The sequence below is a fragment of the Psychrobacter sp. 1044 genome (assembly GCF_904846525.1).
Taxonomy (GTDB): Bacteria; Pseudomonadota; Gammaproteobacteria; order Pseudomonadales; family Moraxellaceae; genus Psychrobacter.
On the sequence record NZ_CAJHAZ010000010.1, the window covers coordinates 144028 to 160936 of the forward strand.

Below are 16909 nucleotides of genomic sequence, written 5' to 3' on the forward strand. Positions count from 1 at the left end.
TAACAAACAATGGCATACAGATGACAGAAAAAAAGCCAGTATCTTTTTACCAACATAATGGCAATAAAGATACTGGCTTTTATCAGCTTCTAAGACGAAAGGACTATCACGATCAAACGCTATCATTACACACAAATCATGAGAAACAAGCCCGATGATCAGAGTAGATATAACATGGCGCTTTTTTAAAACAGAACTTATTTAAACAAGCGCTTATTTAGACGAGCGCTTATTTTAAATAGCCTTTAATAAAAATTGTACCTTGCTAAATTTAAACCGACATCATCTTGTTAGCCACTACACTATTTAGATAGCAAAATCTTCGATACTACGACCTGCTGCTAGCGCTTCAACCAACCACGTTGGCTTGCGACCACGGCCAGTCCATGTTTCTTCGTTATTGTCAGTATTGCGATACTTGATGCTGCGTTTTTTCTCTAGCGTTTCACCAGCTTTTAGAATCTCTTCGATAGAGGCATTGCTGTCTTCTGCAATTTTCTCAAACTGCATATAAGCGTCATACAAACGCTGATGTTGTTTTTTGGCAATAAGCTGCTGGGCATTTTCAGTGATGGCACGTAGCTCATCAACGTTCAGGTTTTCTAAATCAATGGCGGTATTTTTGCTCATAATAAATCCAACTGTAAGATAAAAAATATAACCTTAATAGATATTATTCACTATTAAGAACTAAGAATGACGTATTCATCATTAAATACAACGATGAATGTCACAAATCGATATTTTTTCAACCAAATAAAATATTGTTAGACACAATACCTAAGGGCATAGATAATATAAACAAAAAACCTTGCTATCACAACAGTAGATTATTATATCTTCTATAACAAAAGTCAGTGAATAGTAAAATCGGGTAAATGAAAAACTACTATTTATTTAATAGTTATTCGTAAACAGTTATTAATTTTAAGATAAAACCAGTCTTTATAAACAGTATCCTAAAAACGGTTAAACGAATAACTCAGCAAACATAAATCCATAAAAAATAGCAACCGATTGTTTCCATATATACCTACCGATTAGTTAAAATCGCCATTGATTAATCATGCTGATCACTAAGCTCATTCATCAAATTATAGGCTGCTTCGGCGCTCAATAAATAGGGATTAAAATCAATCGTTGTCGAATATTTTAAATAAATCGCCGCATTTTTTTCAGTCGGGGAAGCATAATTCATAGACCATTTAGACCATGCTCGATGCTTTAATTCACGTGTTTCAATAAGTTGTAAGTCATGATGACGCGGATCAGCAATTAAACTATATAACAGACGATTGATCTGTGCTCTTGGCCCTTCAATGGTTTGCAAAAAATAATCTTTATTAAACGTCAGCATACCAGTGATGCCATTGGCGGCATTATTTACTTGTGCTTGCTGCAAGATTTCGTTGAAGTCGTTGGCCGATACATCTGGGTTGGCACGGCTAGCGTATGTCATGCTCATCAAAATGTGTGCATCTTCCATTGCTGATGTCATATCTTATCTCTTATAAAAAATCATGGATGTGATGGTTTTTTAGCGTTTATAAATATCAGTCAATTAGCCAATAGAAAACCATGGTTTCTTTTTCGTAGCGGCGCGCGCTGCTTCTTGCTCTTGAAGATCTGATAACATCTCAATCAACATCATGATTTGATTGGTGTTCATCAAATAAGGATTAAACTGAGTACCTGTCGAAAACTTGAGCGCAAGTCCTTTGTTTTCATCGCTCGGAATCAAATACTTCATTGACCATTTACTCCAATGGCGCAGCTCTACTTCACGGCATTCAATGACTTGTAAGGCATGATGCCGATCATCTTTAACCAGTTTTCTGAGCAATTCATTAATGACGGGTCTCGCCCCTTCAATACTTTGCAAAAAATAATTGTGATTGAACACCAAAGCACCCGTAATACCATTGCGCTCATTGTTTTGCTGAGCTTGTGCCAGGATGCGCGTTACTTCACCTTTAGGATTGTCGGTGTTATAACGGCTAATATAAGTTAAACGTAGAATAATATGCTCGCCATGATGCATTTTTAGACGATTTAATTCTGAAAGCTCAGCTGATTCCACAAAACACTCCAATTAGTTTGCTAAACTTTTCATTTATCCCCACCCAGCTACTGTCTTTTATAACCAAGTATTTGTGGTATAAGTCATTTTTTTATAACATAAGTCGCGTATATATTAACGTTGAATTTTTTTGATAAAATCATTCATGCCGCGTGATAAATTACTGCTACTAGTGCTCTGTATTTCTTTGACCAAGCTCAATAATTGCGAGCTATCCGCGCATTGTTCTAAACTCAACAAGTAACCCCAAGCTTCTACTGGTGGTGCGTTTTTTTCAATATAGTTAGCCAACTCTGACTTTATCGTTTCGTAGCTCGCACCAGATAACCTAGCCTTGAAAATACTACTGATTGATTTCTTGCCTAATGCTGCCATTTTATTGAGACCTTTATCATTAAAGGTGCGATCAAACTCTGTCTCAATATTTCGTTCAGACGACGATGATTGAGACTGATCAGCCGTCGGTGCTTGCGGCGCAGTGAATGTTTGGGAGGCAGCATTATCAGCGCCCACTATCTCTATGCACTCAAGCCCTAACAGCAACTCAAATAGTGGTGCAACACCGCCAAAATCGGCAAACATTTTGCTACGGTCAAGCGTATCAAGATAGCTTTGATACGTGCGTTTGCCATCGATCATAATGAGCAATGTTCTCGCTTCACGCGGCAATATGCCGAGACTCTGAGATTTAATCTCTTCTCTGCCCAAATCAGTTTTTTGAAACACATCACCATCTTTCATTCTTTGTACTCAGCAATAGCAGTAAGGTGGGCACTTTTATAGTCAATTGATTATAAAAGCGTGACAGCTTTAACCTTTCACATTGAACCAACCCTATCGTAAGCGGTCGACCAGATGAATTTTTATTATTTCAGCCATTGAACAGTCAGATTTTGACTTTTCAGTGGCTAATAAAAATTGCTTTAAATCAAAGCCCCACATTTAATATTGTTTGAATTATTGATTCGAGTGGATTATATCAACCCATTTAATGAACCGTTAGCATTAATTAAATCCAATAGAACAGACGGTCTATATAGGATATGAAAGGTAGTTTTCATAAATTTCAATATAAAACTTGATAAAATAATGAGAATAAAAAAATCGATAAACTCAATAACGCAGGCTAATATTTATCCGTTTTATCTTCTTACTAAATCGTTTACCAACCGATAATTAATTTTCTATTTTTTCAAATAACCATCAAGGCGCAACTTTAAAAACCAACAAACGTTTTACTTTTTTAGCGAGATAATATCGCAATTGACAAAGTCTATCTTTCTTAACGCGCTCACTCTCATACAACCTTTATGCGCACTATAGAAAATTTATTTTTTTAAGTCATTTATCACTAGCCATAAAAAAAACCCTGCAATTGCAGGGTCTTCTATAGATTATTCTTAACAGATAACTCTAAGGTATATCCTAGAACGGAATATCATCATCGACAGGACCGTCTGGCATTGCTGTCGGCTTTGACTGTGCAGGCTTTTGAGCAGGTTGATTAAACTGATTCTGCTGAGCAGGTGCGCTTTGATTGTTAAAGTTGTTTTGATTGCTTTGACTACCTTGATTGCCATAGCCACCACCTTGACCCTGATTTTGACCGCCAAAGCTATTATCACTTTGACCACCAGTCGCACCATCTAGCATTTGCATTTGCTCAGCGCGAATCTCAGTAATATAACGGTCTTGACCATTGGGATCTTGATATTTACGGGTACGCAAACTGCCTTCGATATAAACTTTACTGCCTTTACGCAAATACTGCGCGGCAATTTCACCCAAACGATTAAATAGAGAAATACGATGCCATTCAGTCGCTTCTCTTTTTTCGCCACTTTGCTTGTCGGTCCACTGCTCTGACGTTGCAACCGAGATATTGGTCACGCTACCGCCGTTATTAAATTGACGTGCCTCAGGGTCTGCTCCAAGGTTACCGATGATGATAACTTTATTAACTCCGCGCATGATACCGTCCTCTTACTTATGAATAATTTTATGAATCGCTTTAATGACTGTGCAGCTAAGCGCATTCATTAATGATTTTACTGTAATCAATTTTTATTGAAATATCTACAAGCTATCTATTAGATACGACAATCTATGTCGTTTAGATATATATTATAATTTTTGGGTTTAAAAAACCATGATATTGCTATTTTGCCATTTTATTAAGCGAATTAATACTATTACCAGTTACTGACTTATCAACTCACTCTGCCCTTTATAAACTTATTTAGAATCATTGCTCTCGTTATTGCGATGCATACTCAAGGTGACGCTACCCAGCTCTACGCCAAATTTTTTCATGACTGAGCGATTGAGCATGACGTTTTTATCAACCAGATACATCCAGTCATCAAAATTTACTTTGTAGGTTTTATCCTCAACGGGTAGCTCTAACAAGTAATTCCAATGCAAGGTATTGCCAACCACTTTCCCTGTTGCCTCGCCAATGACATCGCCTGCTGTGCCTTTCCAGCTACCATCAGCTTGTTTGATCAATCGCCATATACGCTGTGATTTTGATCCATCTGCCCATGCGAACTTCTCATCTAAAACGATGACATTATCGCCTTCGTGAGTGGCATCAATATCGACGTAAAAGCGTTTTTTGACCTCGCCATTGCGACCTTGAAACATGCCCCAACCATCGATTTGACCTGAGAAGAACTCATGCATATCGAGCGTCGGCGTGCTGTGCTGATAGGCCTGAATGTTTTGTGTGGCGCAACCTGAGAGTAGTAACGTGGCTGATAGACCAGCACCTATTGCCAGCTTGGCCATGACTCGAGGTGCAATATTTTTCCTAACACCACCAGAAAACATCGTAAACTTACTCATATTAATTCCTTTTAAATAGAGATAAAGATTTATCGTTCACTTATTAATAATGGCTGTCTATCTAGTCGTTGTCTACTCAGGTTTTGCCTATTCAACCTTACCTCTACTCGCCTAAGTACGTTGTCTATACCGTTTGTTAAATATCTAGCGGACTCTGTGCCAAACTCGATAACTGCATCCGCGAGTCATCTGTCAATTGTGTCTTGTCTAGCTTGAGATAGGCCACTTGTTCTTTTGCCATCACGACCAGCTCATCCACGCCATCTACCGCCAGCATTTGCCGTGACCAGTCTTGGATATTGATATCCTTGGGAATCGTAACAGTGGTACTTGATAAATAAGGGGGCTGTGCAATCGGAATGATAATGAGCAGAGCAGCGGCCATAATGACGGCTAAAATACCCCATGCCAGCAAATTCGGCTGACTTAATAACAAACCACCCATCGCGCCGCCAACAAACGCACCAAAAAACTGACTCGATGAATTTAGCCCCATCGCTGTTGCTTTATTGGCGACTGGGGCGCGCTTAGATATCCATGAAGGAATCGTTGCCTCAAGCAAGTTAAAGCCCATAAAGTACAACAACAGACCTAATATAATACCAACGCCAACCTGACTGCCAATGGCCAATATCGCTAAAGCAGCGGTCATTAACGCAATCGCGCCTAAGAATACTTGACGCATTTTGCGTTTCTTTTCAGCGATGATAATAAAAGGAATGGCGACAGCAAAACCGATAAATAATAAAGGCAGATATACTAAACCTTGCTGACGTACCGATAAACCCATCACTTCATTAAGCTGATGCGGCAATATCACAAATATCGCCGTCATGGTTAGATGCAGAGCAAAGATACCGATATGTAGGCGGTTTAAATCGCCAATTTTTAGGACGGTCGCTAATTGTTGACCAATCGATTTATTGTCTAAATTGTGTTTAAGTACTCGTAACGGTGTCGGCACAAACAACAATAACAGCATTGCCAATACGGCAAAGCCTGAGGTCAACCAAAATAAACCAGAGATACCCAGCGAGCCAACCAATAACGGACCAAAGGCAAAAGCGAGCATGATAGAAGTCGCAATGGTCAAGCCCATCGTCGCCATTGCTTTGGTACGCATCTCTTCGCGCGTTACATCAGCCAATAACGCCATCAATACCGCAGAAACCGCGCCACTACCTGCCAGCGCCCGACCAATGATAACCTCGTAAATATCCGTCGCATTTGCCGCAATGATACCACCGAGAGCAAATAAGATGAGTCCTAAAAAGATAATCGGCTTACGCGGGAATTTATCCGCAGCCAAACTCATGGGAATCTGAAATATCGCCTGCCCTAAGCCATAAATACCAACGGCTAAGCCAATCAAAAACGGCGTCGCGTGCGCATAATTGTCACCATATACAGAAAACACAGGCACAATCATAAACAGACCAATCATCCGCAAAGCAAATATACCACCGACCCCGAGGATTGCCCGTTTCTCTACGCTATTCATACTTGCCTCACTGGTTCGTCATTGCTGATTTATCACTACTGCGCTGCTTATACTATTGTGATGCTATCAAGACTTTAGCTACAAATTAAGCCCACTAGTATAAGACATTCGCCGTTTGCTTGCCGAGACTTTTGTCTTATTGGTGCAGCCTCCTATACCGTCTCAACCCAAGCCATTCATATTACGCGATTATTTTGTTACCAACTGCATCGGATGCGCAATCACACCTTGAATAATGCGGTCGCCATGACAATAAAGTAAGGCGTCATAAACATTATTACTCGTCAGCTAGAGCGATCGCTTAGATGACAAACTCCTCTATAAAACGACATTTTGGTCAAAACCATGACAAAAGATGACTACTACTTAACATTGATTTGATTTAGATTTGCTTAGTCATACGAAAACCAATCACCTCAAAGGCTGTAGAATAAGAAAACAGCAAAATGAACGCCAAGTAGCATACCGCTCAGCAATAAAAATTAAAACAGTAAATTAGGCATCTATAGCTCTCACTTCATCAACGTATGAACACTTTACAAAAATATTATTTATAGCAAAATCTTTGATAATAAAACTATTTATAACCACATTATAAACTTACAAAATATTCACGTTTTTAACCAACCATTTAATTGATCTGTATTTAGCTTTTAATTTGAGATATTTTCAATCCCCTTTTAGCAAATAGGAAACCTAACACCGATGGCACACGAGTATATTAAGGTTCGCGGCGCACGCACTCATAATCTAAAAAATATCGATTTAGACATTCCACGAGATAAATTCGTGGTGATTACAGGTTTATCCGGCTCTGGTAAGTCTTCACTAGCATTCGATACTTTATATGCCGAAGGGCAACGTCGTTATGTCGAGAGCTTGTCGGCGTATGCACGTCAGTTCCTCTCACAAATGGAGAAACCAGACGTCGATAGTATTGAAGGCTTATCCCCTGCGATTGCTATCGAGCAAAAATCGACTAACCATAACCCTCGCTCTACCGTCGGGACGATTACCGAAATTTATGACTATTTACGCCTGCTCTATGCGCGTATTGGTACGCCCTTTTGCCCAGAGCATGGTGAACCAATGGTGGCGCAGTCGGTCACCGAAATGGTTGATCAGGTTATGGCGTTACCAGATGACACCAAAATCATGATCTTAGCTCCAGTGATTCGTGAGCGTAAAGGTGAGCATACGGTGTTGCTTGAGCAATTAATTGGTCAAGGCTTTGTTCGTGTGCGCGTCGATGGTGATGTCTACGATACCGATGAGCTACCGACACTCGATAAAAAGAAAAAACATACCATCGAAGTGGTGGTTGACCGCTTTAAAGTTCGTGATGACTTAGGCAATCGCGTCGCTGAAAGCTTAGAAACCGCTCTGCGTTTGGGTCAAGGGCTGGTGACGCTACACTTTATGGATGGCAATCCAAAAGAAGGCGGCGATGACAATCAAGTCATGTCAGCTAAGCACTCTTGCCCTGTCTGTGACCGTGCCGTGCCTGAGCTTGAGCCACGTATGTTCAGTTTTAACAACCCATATGGTGCTTGCCCAAGCTGTGATGGTCTCGGTAAACGTCAATATTTTTCTGCCGAAAAGCTGATTACCCATCATGAAAAATCGCTGAATCAAGGCGCGATTAATGGTTGGGATAAACGTCATGCCTACTACTTTGGTTTACTGAGCACTGTCTGCAAGCATTTTAAAATTGACATGGATGCGCCGTGGCAAGATCTGACCAAAGAGCAGCAAGATCTGATTATGCAAGGCTCTGGTAAAGAGAAGCTGACCTTTAACTTTACTGATGAGCGCGGGCGTAAAACCAACAAGACTGTGCCATTTGAAGGGGTGCTGCCTTATTTAGAGCGCCGTTATGCGAAGACGCAAAGTAACCTCGTGCGTGACGAGCTGGCGAAATACTTAGCCGATACAACTTGTAATGTCTGTGATGGTGCGCGTCTCAATGAGATTTCACGTAACGTGCGTGTTGATGATCAAACCATTGCTCAAATCGTCAAGCTGTCTATCGGTGATGCCGCTGACTATTATAAAACGATAAAAATTGGCGGTCACAAAGGCGAAGTCGCGGAAAAAATCTTTAAAGAGATTAATGAGCGCTTAAACTTCCTTGTCAGTGTCGGGCTTGATTATCTATCACTCGCCCGCTCTGCTGAAACGCTATCGGGCGGTGAAGCACAGCGTATTCGTCTGGCTAGCCAAATTGGCGCAGGACTAATGGGTGTGATGTATGTACTTGATGAGCCATCGATTGGTCTACATCAGCGCGACAACGACCGTCTGCTAAAAACTCTAACGCGCTTGCGTGATTTGGGTAATACCGTACTGGTCGTTGAGCATGATGAAGATGCCATTCGCCAAGCGGATCACGTCATCGATATTGGTATCGGTGCAGGTGTACATGGCGGTCATATTATCGCTCAGGGTACGGTCGATGACATTATGGCAAACAAAGAATCGCTGACTGGACAATATATGTCTGGTAAGAAGAGAATCGAGATTCCAGCCATTCGTCATAAAGCCAAAACGATCGATATGGAAGTCAAAGGTAAAGCCAAGCCCAAACAAGTTCCGATGACGATTGAGCTAAAAGGTGCCTCAGGTAATAACTTGCATGATGTAGATTTGACCATTCCCGTTGGTATTATGACTTGTGTGACTGGTGTCTCAGGTTCGGGCAAATCAACTTTGATCAACCGTACCCTTATGCCATTAGCTGCAACCCAGTTAAACAACGCCTCAACGCTTATCGCTGATAAGCATGACAGCATTAGTGGTCTTGAGCATTTGGACAAAATGGTCGATATCGATCAAAGTCCGATTGGTCGTACGCCACGCTCAAACCCAGCGACTTATACCGGTGTGTTTACGCCGGTACGTGAAATGTTTGCGCAAACGCAAGAAGCGCGTGCTCGCGGTTATAAACCGGGTCGCTTTAGCTTCAACGTCAAAGGCGGACGCTGCGAGATGTGCCAAGGTGATGGTCTTATAAAGGTTGAGATGCATTTCTTACCTGATATGTATGTGCCATGTGATACCTGTGAAGGTAAGCGCTATAACCGCGAGACCTTAGAGATTCACTATAAAGGTAAAAATATTGCCGATGTCCTAGATATGACCGTCGAAGATGCCACTGAATTCTTCTCAGCCATTCCAGCGATTTATCGTCGTCTGCAAGCTTTGATGGATGTTGGTCTTAGCTATATTCGTTTAGGTCAGTCTGCGCCAACGCTATCAGGCGGTGAAGCGCAACGTGTCAAACTGGCGCGTGAGCTGGCCAAACGCGATACGGGACAGACGCTCTATATCTTGGATGAGCCAACCACTGGTTTGCATTTTCATGATATCGATAAGCTGCTCAATATCCTGCATACTCTACGCGATAAAGGTAATACCATCGTGGTCATCGAGCACAATCTTGACGTCATTAAAACGGCGGATTGGGTGATTGACCTTGGCCCTGAAGGCGGTAAAGGTGGCGGACTGATTATCGCGGAAGGTACGCCTGAAGAAGTGGCAGAAGTGAAAGGCTCGTATACTGGTGAGTTCTTGAAGCCGATGCTTCAGCAAACGATGAAAGAAGTGAGTTAGTAGAAACTAGTTAATTGTTAAGAAAAGGCTACTCTTTAGGGAGTGGCTTTTTTGTTGGTGGTGATATATAAAATAGACTTTAAAAACTCTATTTTAAAAAGTATAAAATCTTGACATTTGTTGCTCAAAAATTACTGATAAGTTATAATCTTTATCTTATTTACCAACAATTTAAACAACTTTGTAGTACTTACCCTTGCAGAAATGTGCTGATGATATTACACATGAAGATAAAGTAGAAAAAAATGGCTTTAATTAACTGTCCTGAATGTTCTAAAAGAATTAGTGATCAAAGTACTGCTTGTCCTAGTTGTGGTTTCCCTACGCCTTCAGAACAGATAGATGACAATAATTCTCCAGCAAGTAGTGGTCAAAGACAAAAAAATAGCGGCTGTTCTGGAGCAACTATCTTCTTACTAATTATCATAGTTGCTATTGGTTATTGGCTTGTAAGTAGCTACAACAGCTATACAGAGAGGGTCGAAGAATACCGTGAAGGACAGTCAGAGTTTCACGAAGAGTCACCACAAATCGAAGAATCGGTATTTGATACTCCACTAGAAAAAATACCAATGTTACTTTCTGGTTCAAGTGAAGATGGGCGGTACTTTCTCATTTCTCACTTCGCATCTCACGGTATTGAAAATGTTAAATATGCACGTAGAGGAAATGAAAGTGATGCTTATGGAGAGATGCAGATTGACTGTTCGAACAATACGATAAGAAAAACATCTTCAGATAATCTTAAAGCCTTAGAAGTAGCAGATTTAGGAGATTGGTATACACCAACTCCAGACTGGACAGATCAAGATATTGTTAATTTCATATGTTCAATCAAAAGAGTAGCGTCAAAAAACATAGAACATCATGAAGTAGTTGAGAAAGTAGTAACGCTAGAAGCTCCCAAGAACGGAGTAATTGAAAAAGTAACATTGGATCAATTCAAGCCAGAGCCAGAGATATCAGCACAAGCAATACCGAGGGAAGTTTTATTATCGAATACCCCTTCGGGTAGTGAGAAAGAATATAAAGTATGGGAACCACCAATAAAAACAAAAGAACCTTACAACGAAAAAGTAGTTAATAAAGCAGCGGATGATGAAAAAGAAAGGGACATAGCACGCAGAAAAAGTGATGAACGAGCAATATGTGAACAAGCTATAAAAGTAAACAGTGCTTACCTTGGGAAGGACGACCCAGAATATAGTCAGTGGAAGGCTATTGAGCGTGCCAATTGTATGTAAGATAAACCATCTGAGTGAAATTAGGGGATACAAGTTGGTGTTATTTACAAGTAATGTATCAAAATAAGCCCAGAAGCGAATTAGACAGAACAAATGTAGTCGATTTTGACTATAGGGATAAGCCATCTATTAGCGAAATAAAGGAATAAATATGGCTTTAATAAATTGTCCTGAATGCACGCATAAAATTAGCGATCGAAGCGTCTCTTGTACCAACTGTGGGCTCCCAACTTCTAAAATTAGGTTCTCAATCCAATGTCCTGAATGCTCTGAGTCGATTAGTAATCAAAGCGCCTCTTGTAATAATTGTGGCTTTCCTATTGCTAAACCTGCACCCTTTAGAGCTGTTCCACCACCTTTACCAACTCAAAATCATACGACTATCGTGCGGGTAAACAGTAGTAGAAAAAGCAAAGGCGTTGCCATACTTTTAGCTTTATTCTTAGGTGGTTTTGGGATACATAAATTTTATTTAAATCAGGCTTTCCTAGGTATTCTGTATTTATTGTTCTGTTGGACATTCATACCAGCAATAATTTCTCTTTTCGAAGTAATAATATTGTTATTTACGAGTGAGTCTGAGTTCAATAGACGTTTTGGTTAGCCAGCGTAGGCTAGCTGGATGTACAACACCCAATATCCAGACGTCAGATAAAGTCCAAACCAACCACTTTTCGATATTTCTTCGCAAAAAAAAGGTAAGTCTTTTGACTTACCTTTTTTGATAACATTCACTGATTTGATAGCATTTACTGAGTTATTTACGTTTAATGGTTCTAGTCGTTACTCCAGTCGTTGCCCCACTAGTTGCGTTAGCAGGTGCTTTCGCAGCCGCTTGATAAACGGGCGTAACCTCAGGTAAAAGTGCCTGAATTTTAGCGATACGCTGCCCAGAGTTTGGATGCGTAGACATTAAAGTAGCTATGGTGTTGCTACGACCATTGGCAGCCTCCATTTTTTGCCATACTGCAACGGCAGCTTCTGGATTGTAGCCTGCCTGCGCCATCAAGCGTAAACCACCCGCATCGGCTTGTGACTCTTGACTACGAGAAAATGGCTTATCAAGTCCATAGTCACTAATCAAACCCAACGCATCATCACTTAACCCTGTTCTTGACTGTAGTTCGGCACCACCTAACTGCAGCGCTAAGCCAGTCAGGATTTTTTGCCCAGCATCTTTTTTACTGTGCTCAGATAACGCATGGGTCATTTCGTGTCCCATGATCGCAGCGATCTCTGCATCTGTTAACTGTAGCTTTTCTACAATACCGGTATAAAAAGCCATCTTACCACCCGGCATTGCCCAAGCGTTTAATTCAGGTGACCGTATAACCGTGACTTGCCAATCAAAAGGAACGCCTGTTGTATTAGCGCGAACGGCGTAGGGCTTCATACGATTAAAGACGTTTTTAACTCGAATGGCGGTAGCAGAAGTATTATCTACCGCGCCTTGACTACTGGCTTTAGAGACCACTTGAGAGTAACTTTTAGCCGCATCGGTATTTAATGTAGCCGTATCGTACCCTGCCATATCGGCGACCGTAGTACACCCTGCTAAAGTAGTAATAGTAGTCAGCAATAGCGCATTTTTTATTTTATGAAAACTGGTCATTAGACGTCCTAGTTGAGAGATACAATTAAGTTAAATAGCTAAGCTAAAGGCAATAAATTGATAGACTTAAAATTCCAGTGTCGAAATCTATGTCATGCAATACACTAATTGAGAGCGATATATAATTGAGAACGTAACTAAAATGCAATTAATATGTAATTACCATGTAAGTAATGTGTCTGAATTATCGAGGAAGAGATTATCACTATAGAAAACAAAAGTCTATTAATTTTATAATCTATTATTTGTTTGATATCACAAACCCCAGCCAGCCTCCATTTGACGCCTACAACTTTATTCCTTTAATTAAAATCGCTGCTCAGAGAGCATCCTGCAATAGATTCCACCTAAATAAACGCTCGAATCACATTTATCACTCGCGCAGCTACCGTACGTTCTACTTTCTCTTTGTCGAAAAAGTTTATAATTTATCGTAGCATCAAACATAATGTCCGATAATGTCTGCGCGTCAGCACCTAGACCCTTTATAATAGTGTATCCATACCAACCAACCTGCGTGTCTCACCATGACCTCTATCAGCTACGTAAAGCAGCAACGCATTACTCGACTATGCGTGCGCTGCGGCTTACTCCTTATGCAGTATGGCGCTGAGTCTGCCGTAGTCGTGGACTTATCCAAACGCTTAGGGCTTGCGTTGGGGATGAACAGCGTCGAATGTTCGCTGAACTTTAACGCCATCACCCTTACGACCATCTGTGACGAGCGCTGTATCACCACCACCAGAGACACGATCAATCAAAGCATCAATGTCAATTTATTGGTACAAATTCAGCAAATCGTCAATAAAACTGAAGCTACCGTAGACAGTACCGATTTAATTGACCGCACGACCCTCGCCTTTGATGAGTTGGATAAGACCGTTTATCCAACATGGTTAGTCAGCATGTTTGTTGGTGCGTCTTGCGCAGCGTTTGCGTATCTAAATGGTGGCAGCTGGTCGATTACCGCCGTGACATTTATCGCAGGTATGGTGGCGATGTTCACCCGTATTTATCTGTCCAAGCATCACTTTAATCCCTTTATCACCGTCATTGTGACGGCTTTTATTGCTTCTTTAATTGGAGCGACGACCTACTATTTTGATATTGGTAATAATGCCGATATTGCGGTTGCCTCTAGCGTCTTGCTACTGGTGCCCAGCTTTCCTTTGATTAACTCGTTCTCAGATATCTTAAAAGGCTATGTCAATATTGGCGTTGGGCGTGCGGTATTTACCTATATGCTCACCCTATCCGCGTGCGTTGGTATTGTGATGGCGCTGGTTTTACTACGCATACAGCATTGGGGGTTTTGAGATGTGGTTCATTGAAACTGTTGTGCTGTCATGTATTATTACCCTTGGTTGGACGCTCATGTTCAGCGTACCCAAACGCTATATTTTGCCTTGTTTGCTGATGACTGCTTTTGGCTTCGGATTAAAGACTGCTCTCGTTTATCAGCATGTACATCTCGTGGTTGCCAGCTTTTTTGGGGCAATGCTTGCCAGCTTTTTGGGCGTGTATTTTTCTAAGAAATATACCTTACCACCCAAAGCACTTATCTCGCCTAGTGTCATTTGTATGATGCCCGGTATCGCCGCGTATAAGGCGATGGTCAGTATGGTACAGATTGGTTATTTTGGTTTTTCAGACGAGTTATTTAGCCAAATGATGGTGTATTTGTTTGAAGCGTTGTTTGTCACCTCAGGATTGGTGCTTGGCTTATCCATTCCGGGACTGTTATTTTATAGACGACGTGCCATTGTTTAAGTAAGTTTAGATGGGTCCAGTTGGGTTTAAATGGGTTTAGATAGCATTATTAGATGTCAGGCTATTTTCGCCTAAATGCTTTTATATTCTGATGCTAGCTGGTACATCCTCATAAGCAAAACCTTGTAAGATTAATAATGATACCCATTACAATAGAGTTCAAAACAACAGAATTAAAAAATAATAGACGGCAAAATTGCACCAACATGCATTGACTAAAGAGACTTAACCATGACAAAACATTATGATTATATCGCCATTGGCGGCGGCAGCGGTGGCATTGCTTCAATCAACCGTGCGGCGAGCTATGGCAAAAAATGCGCCATTATCGAAGCCAATCAATTGGGCGGCACTTGTGTGAATTTGGGCTGCGTTCCCAAAAAAGTGATGTGGTATGGCGCGCAAGTTGCCGAGGCTATTCATAAATATGCCCCAGACTATGGCTTTGATGTGGATGTTAAAGGTTTTGACTTTCAAAAACTGGTGCAGAGCCGTCAACAATATATCGAAAATATTCATCGCTCTTATGACAATAACTTGGCCAAAAATGGTGTAGAAGTGATCAAAGGCTTTGCCAAATTTGTCGATACCAATACTGTAGAAGTGAATGGCGAACTGATTACCGCTGACCATATTTTGATTGCCACCGGCGGTCACCCGATTCAGCCAGATATCAAAGGCGCAGAATACGGCATCGACTCTGATGGCTTTTTTGCGTTGAATCATTTGCCAAAACGCGTGGCGATTGTGGGAGCTGGATATATCGCTGTTGAAATCGCAGGCGTGTTAAACAGTTTGGGCGCTGAGGTGCATTTATACGTACGCCAACACTCACCGCTACGCTCCTTTGACCACAGTGTAGTAGAGGCATTGCTGATAGAGATGGAGCAAGACGGTATTCAATTGCATACCAATACCACGCTCACGGAAGTCAATAAAAACGAAGATGGTAGCCTGACTTTGTGTACCGAAAATGGCAGCCTAGACACGACAGATTGCTTGATTTGGGCGATTGGTCGTGCGCCATCGACAGACAATATCAACCTGCAAGTGACGGGTGTGGAAACGAACGAAATTGGCAAAATCAAAGTCGATAAGTTCCAAAATACCAATGTTAAGAACATCTATGCAGTAGGCGATATCATCGAAAACAGTGTTGATTTGACGCCAGTAGCGATTGCCGCCGGTCGCCGTTTATCCGAGCGCTTGTTTAACAACAAACCTAATGAGCATTTGGACTATACGTTGATACCAACGGTTATCTTTACCCATCCTGCTATTGGTACGATTGGATTGTCTGAAATCGACGCGGTTGAGCGCTATGGCAAGGACAATATCAAATGCTATAACTCAACATTTACCTCTATGTATAGCGCGGTGACCCAGCATCGTCAGAAATGTATGATGAAACTGGTGTGCTTGGGCGATGAGGAAAAAGTCATTGGTCTACACGGTCTTGGCTTTGGTGTCGATGAGATGATTCAGGGCTTTGCCGTCGCCATCAAAATGGGAGCGACTAAAGCGGACTTTGAGAATACGGTTGCCATTCATCCAACTGGCTCAGAAGAGTTTGTGACAATGCGTTAGTTTGATTAGGTAGTATTAATAGAAAGCCTACTCTATAAAACAACCCCATAAGTGTTAAGCAACTTATGGGGTTGTTTTATATCAGTATACTTTTTTAACGTTCACCACTAAATTGATGTTACTTGATCAGACGAATATTAAAAGGCACTCTAAAATCTTTACCAGAAGAGCACTTGATTGCTCCCATTACGCAAAACACTAAGTGCGAGAAGCCAAATAATACCAGCGCTAGCATTGGAATCATCGCTAAAGGCGCAAATATAAAGGCTAGAATAAAGCCAAGTATCATTGCCACAATCCATAAGCCAATATAGCCGATAACGAAAGTGATCGACCAGTTCAGCGCCTCTTTAGCTTGTGTTTGCACATAAGCATCATCTTTTTTGACTAGCATAATAATGAGTGGTGGAATAAATCCAAAGAACAAACAGCCTAACCAGTTTAGGAGAGCTATGTTTGTAGAGTCCTGCTTGGTACTAGCAGCTTGCATATCTGTTCTATGGCTGCTTGCTTGAACATTATTAATATCGTTATTGCTAGCGTCTTTATTGATATTTACGTGGGGTTGTTGCGTACTATTAGGGCGTGTCCCTAATCTGTAAAAGTAAGTATAAAGGCTTTAAAATAAAGAGACTATTTCAAACAGGGCTCTCTAA

The 16909-nt window shown here is 41.1% G+C and carries 15 protein-coding genes; 6 read left to right on the forward strand and 9 right to left on the reverse strand.

The genetic code is table 11. The features are described from left to right. Positions 1–306: 306 nt before the first annotated feature. From JMX82_RS08910 to JMX82_RS08940, 7 genes are all read right to left on the reverse strand, one after another. Positions 307–630, reverse strand: a complete 324-nt coding sequence (locus JMX82_RS08910; protein WP_045453321.1) for an H-NS family nucleoid-associated regulatory protein — start codon at positions 628–630, stop codon at positions 307–309. Between the two features lie 430 nt (positions 631–1060). Further along, entirely contained in the window at positions 1061–1498 is a 438-nt protein-coding gene (locus JMX82_RS08915) for a BLUF domain-containing protein (protein WP_201540263.1), read from the reverse strand. A 63-nt stretch (positions 1499–1561) separates the two neighbouring features. Further along, positions 1562–2080: a BLUF domain-containing protein gene (locus tag JMX82_RS08920; protein ID WP_227676509.1), complete on the reverse strand. Its 519-nt coding sequence runs from the start codon at positions 2078–2080 to the stop codon at positions 1562–1564. A 114-nt stretch (positions 2081–2194) separates the two neighbouring features. Next, a complete protein-coding gene (locus tag JMX82_RS08925) occupies positions 2195–2806 on the reverse strand; it encodes a hypothetical protein (RefSeq protein WP_201540264.1) in 612 nt (203 codons plus the stop codon). Positions 2807–3505: 699 nt separating this feature from the next. After that, positions 3506–4051 (reverse strand): single-stranded DNA-binding protein, encoded by a 546-nt coding sequence (gene ssb, locus JMX82_RS08930; protein ID WP_201540265.1) that lies wholly within the window; start codon positions 4049–4051, stop codon positions 3506–3508. A gap of 264 nt (positions 4052–4315) precedes the next feature. Further along, the gene (locus JMX82_RS08935) at positions 4316–4927 is read right to left on the reverse strand and encodes a DUF3833 domain-containing protein (RefSeq protein WP_265089313.1); all 612 of its coding nucleotides are present in this window, start codon (positions 4925–4927) and stop codon (positions 4316–4318) included. 136 nt (positions 4928–5063) lie between these two features. Further along, the gene (locus JMX82_RS08940; RefSeq protein WP_201540266.1) at positions 5064–6428 is read right to left on the reverse strand and encodes an MFS transporter; all 1365 of its coding nucleotides are present in this window, start codon (positions 6426–6428) and stop codon (positions 5064–5066) included. A gap of 705 nt (positions 6429–7133) precedes the next feature. Between JMX82_RS08940 and uvrA the strand changes: the two genes are divergently transcribed. The 3 genes from uvrA (at position 7134) to JMX82_RS08955 (ending at position 11888) form a co-directional block, all read left to right on the forward strand. Next, a complete protein-coding gene (gene uvrA / locus JMX82_RS08945; RefSeq protein ID WP_201540267.1) occupies positions 7134–10040 on the forward strand; it encodes an excinuclease ABC subunit UvrA in 2907 nt (968 codons plus the stop codon). Positions 10041–10285: 245 nt separating this feature from the next. Beyond that, positions 10286–11284, forward strand: coding sequence for a hypothetical protein (locus JMX82_RS08950; RefSeq protein ID WP_201540268.1), 999 nt, complete (start codon positions 10286–10288; stop codon positions 11282–11284). Between the two features lie 151 nt (positions 11285–11435). Continuing rightward, positions 11436–11888: a TM2 domain-containing protein gene (locus JMX82_RS08955; protein WP_227676511.1), complete on the forward strand. Its 453-nt coding sequence runs from the start codon at positions 11436–11438 to the stop codon at positions 11886–11888. Between the two features lie 153 nt (positions 11889–12041). Here the strand turns inward: JMX82_RS08955 and JMX82_RS08960 are convergent, their stop codons facing one another. Next, positions 12042–12896 (reverse strand): M48 family metallopeptidase, encoded by an 855-nt coding sequence (locus JMX82_RS08960; RefSeq protein ID WP_201540269.1) that lies wholly within the window; start codon positions 12894–12896, stop codon positions 12042–12044. Positions 12897–13423: 527 nt separating this feature from the next. On the opposite strand from JMX82_RS08960, the gene JMX82_RS08965 reads away from it, so the two are divergent. From JMX82_RS08965 to gorA, 3 genes are all read left to right on the forward strand, one after another. Beyond that, positions 13424–14212: a threonine/serine ThrE exporter family protein gene (locus tag JMX82_RS08965; RefSeq protein WP_201540270.1), complete on the forward strand. Its 789-nt coding sequence runs from the start codon at positions 13424–13426 to the stop codon at positions 14210–14212. A gap of 1 nt (position 14213) precedes the next feature. Further along, complete coding sequence (locus JMX82_RS08970) at positions 14214–14666, forward strand: threonine/serine exporter family protein (protein WP_010201359.1); 453 nt, start codon at positions 14214–14216, stop codon at positions 14664–14666. Between the two features lie 231 nt (positions 14667–14897). Then, positions 14898–16253, forward strand: coding sequence for a glutathione-disulfide reductase (gorA, locus tag JMX82_RS08975; RefSeq protein WP_201540271.1), 1356 nt, complete (start codon positions 14898–14900; stop codon positions 16251–16253). Between the two features lie 118 nt (positions 16254–16371). Here the strand turns inward: gorA and JMX82_RS08980 are convergent, their stop codons facing one another. Further along, positions 16372–16743, reverse strand: coding sequence for a DUF4870 domain-containing protein (locus JMX82_RS08980; RefSeq protein WP_201540272.1), 372 nt, complete (start codon positions 16741–16743; stop codon positions 16372–16374). Positions 16744–16909: the final 166 nt, after the last annotated feature.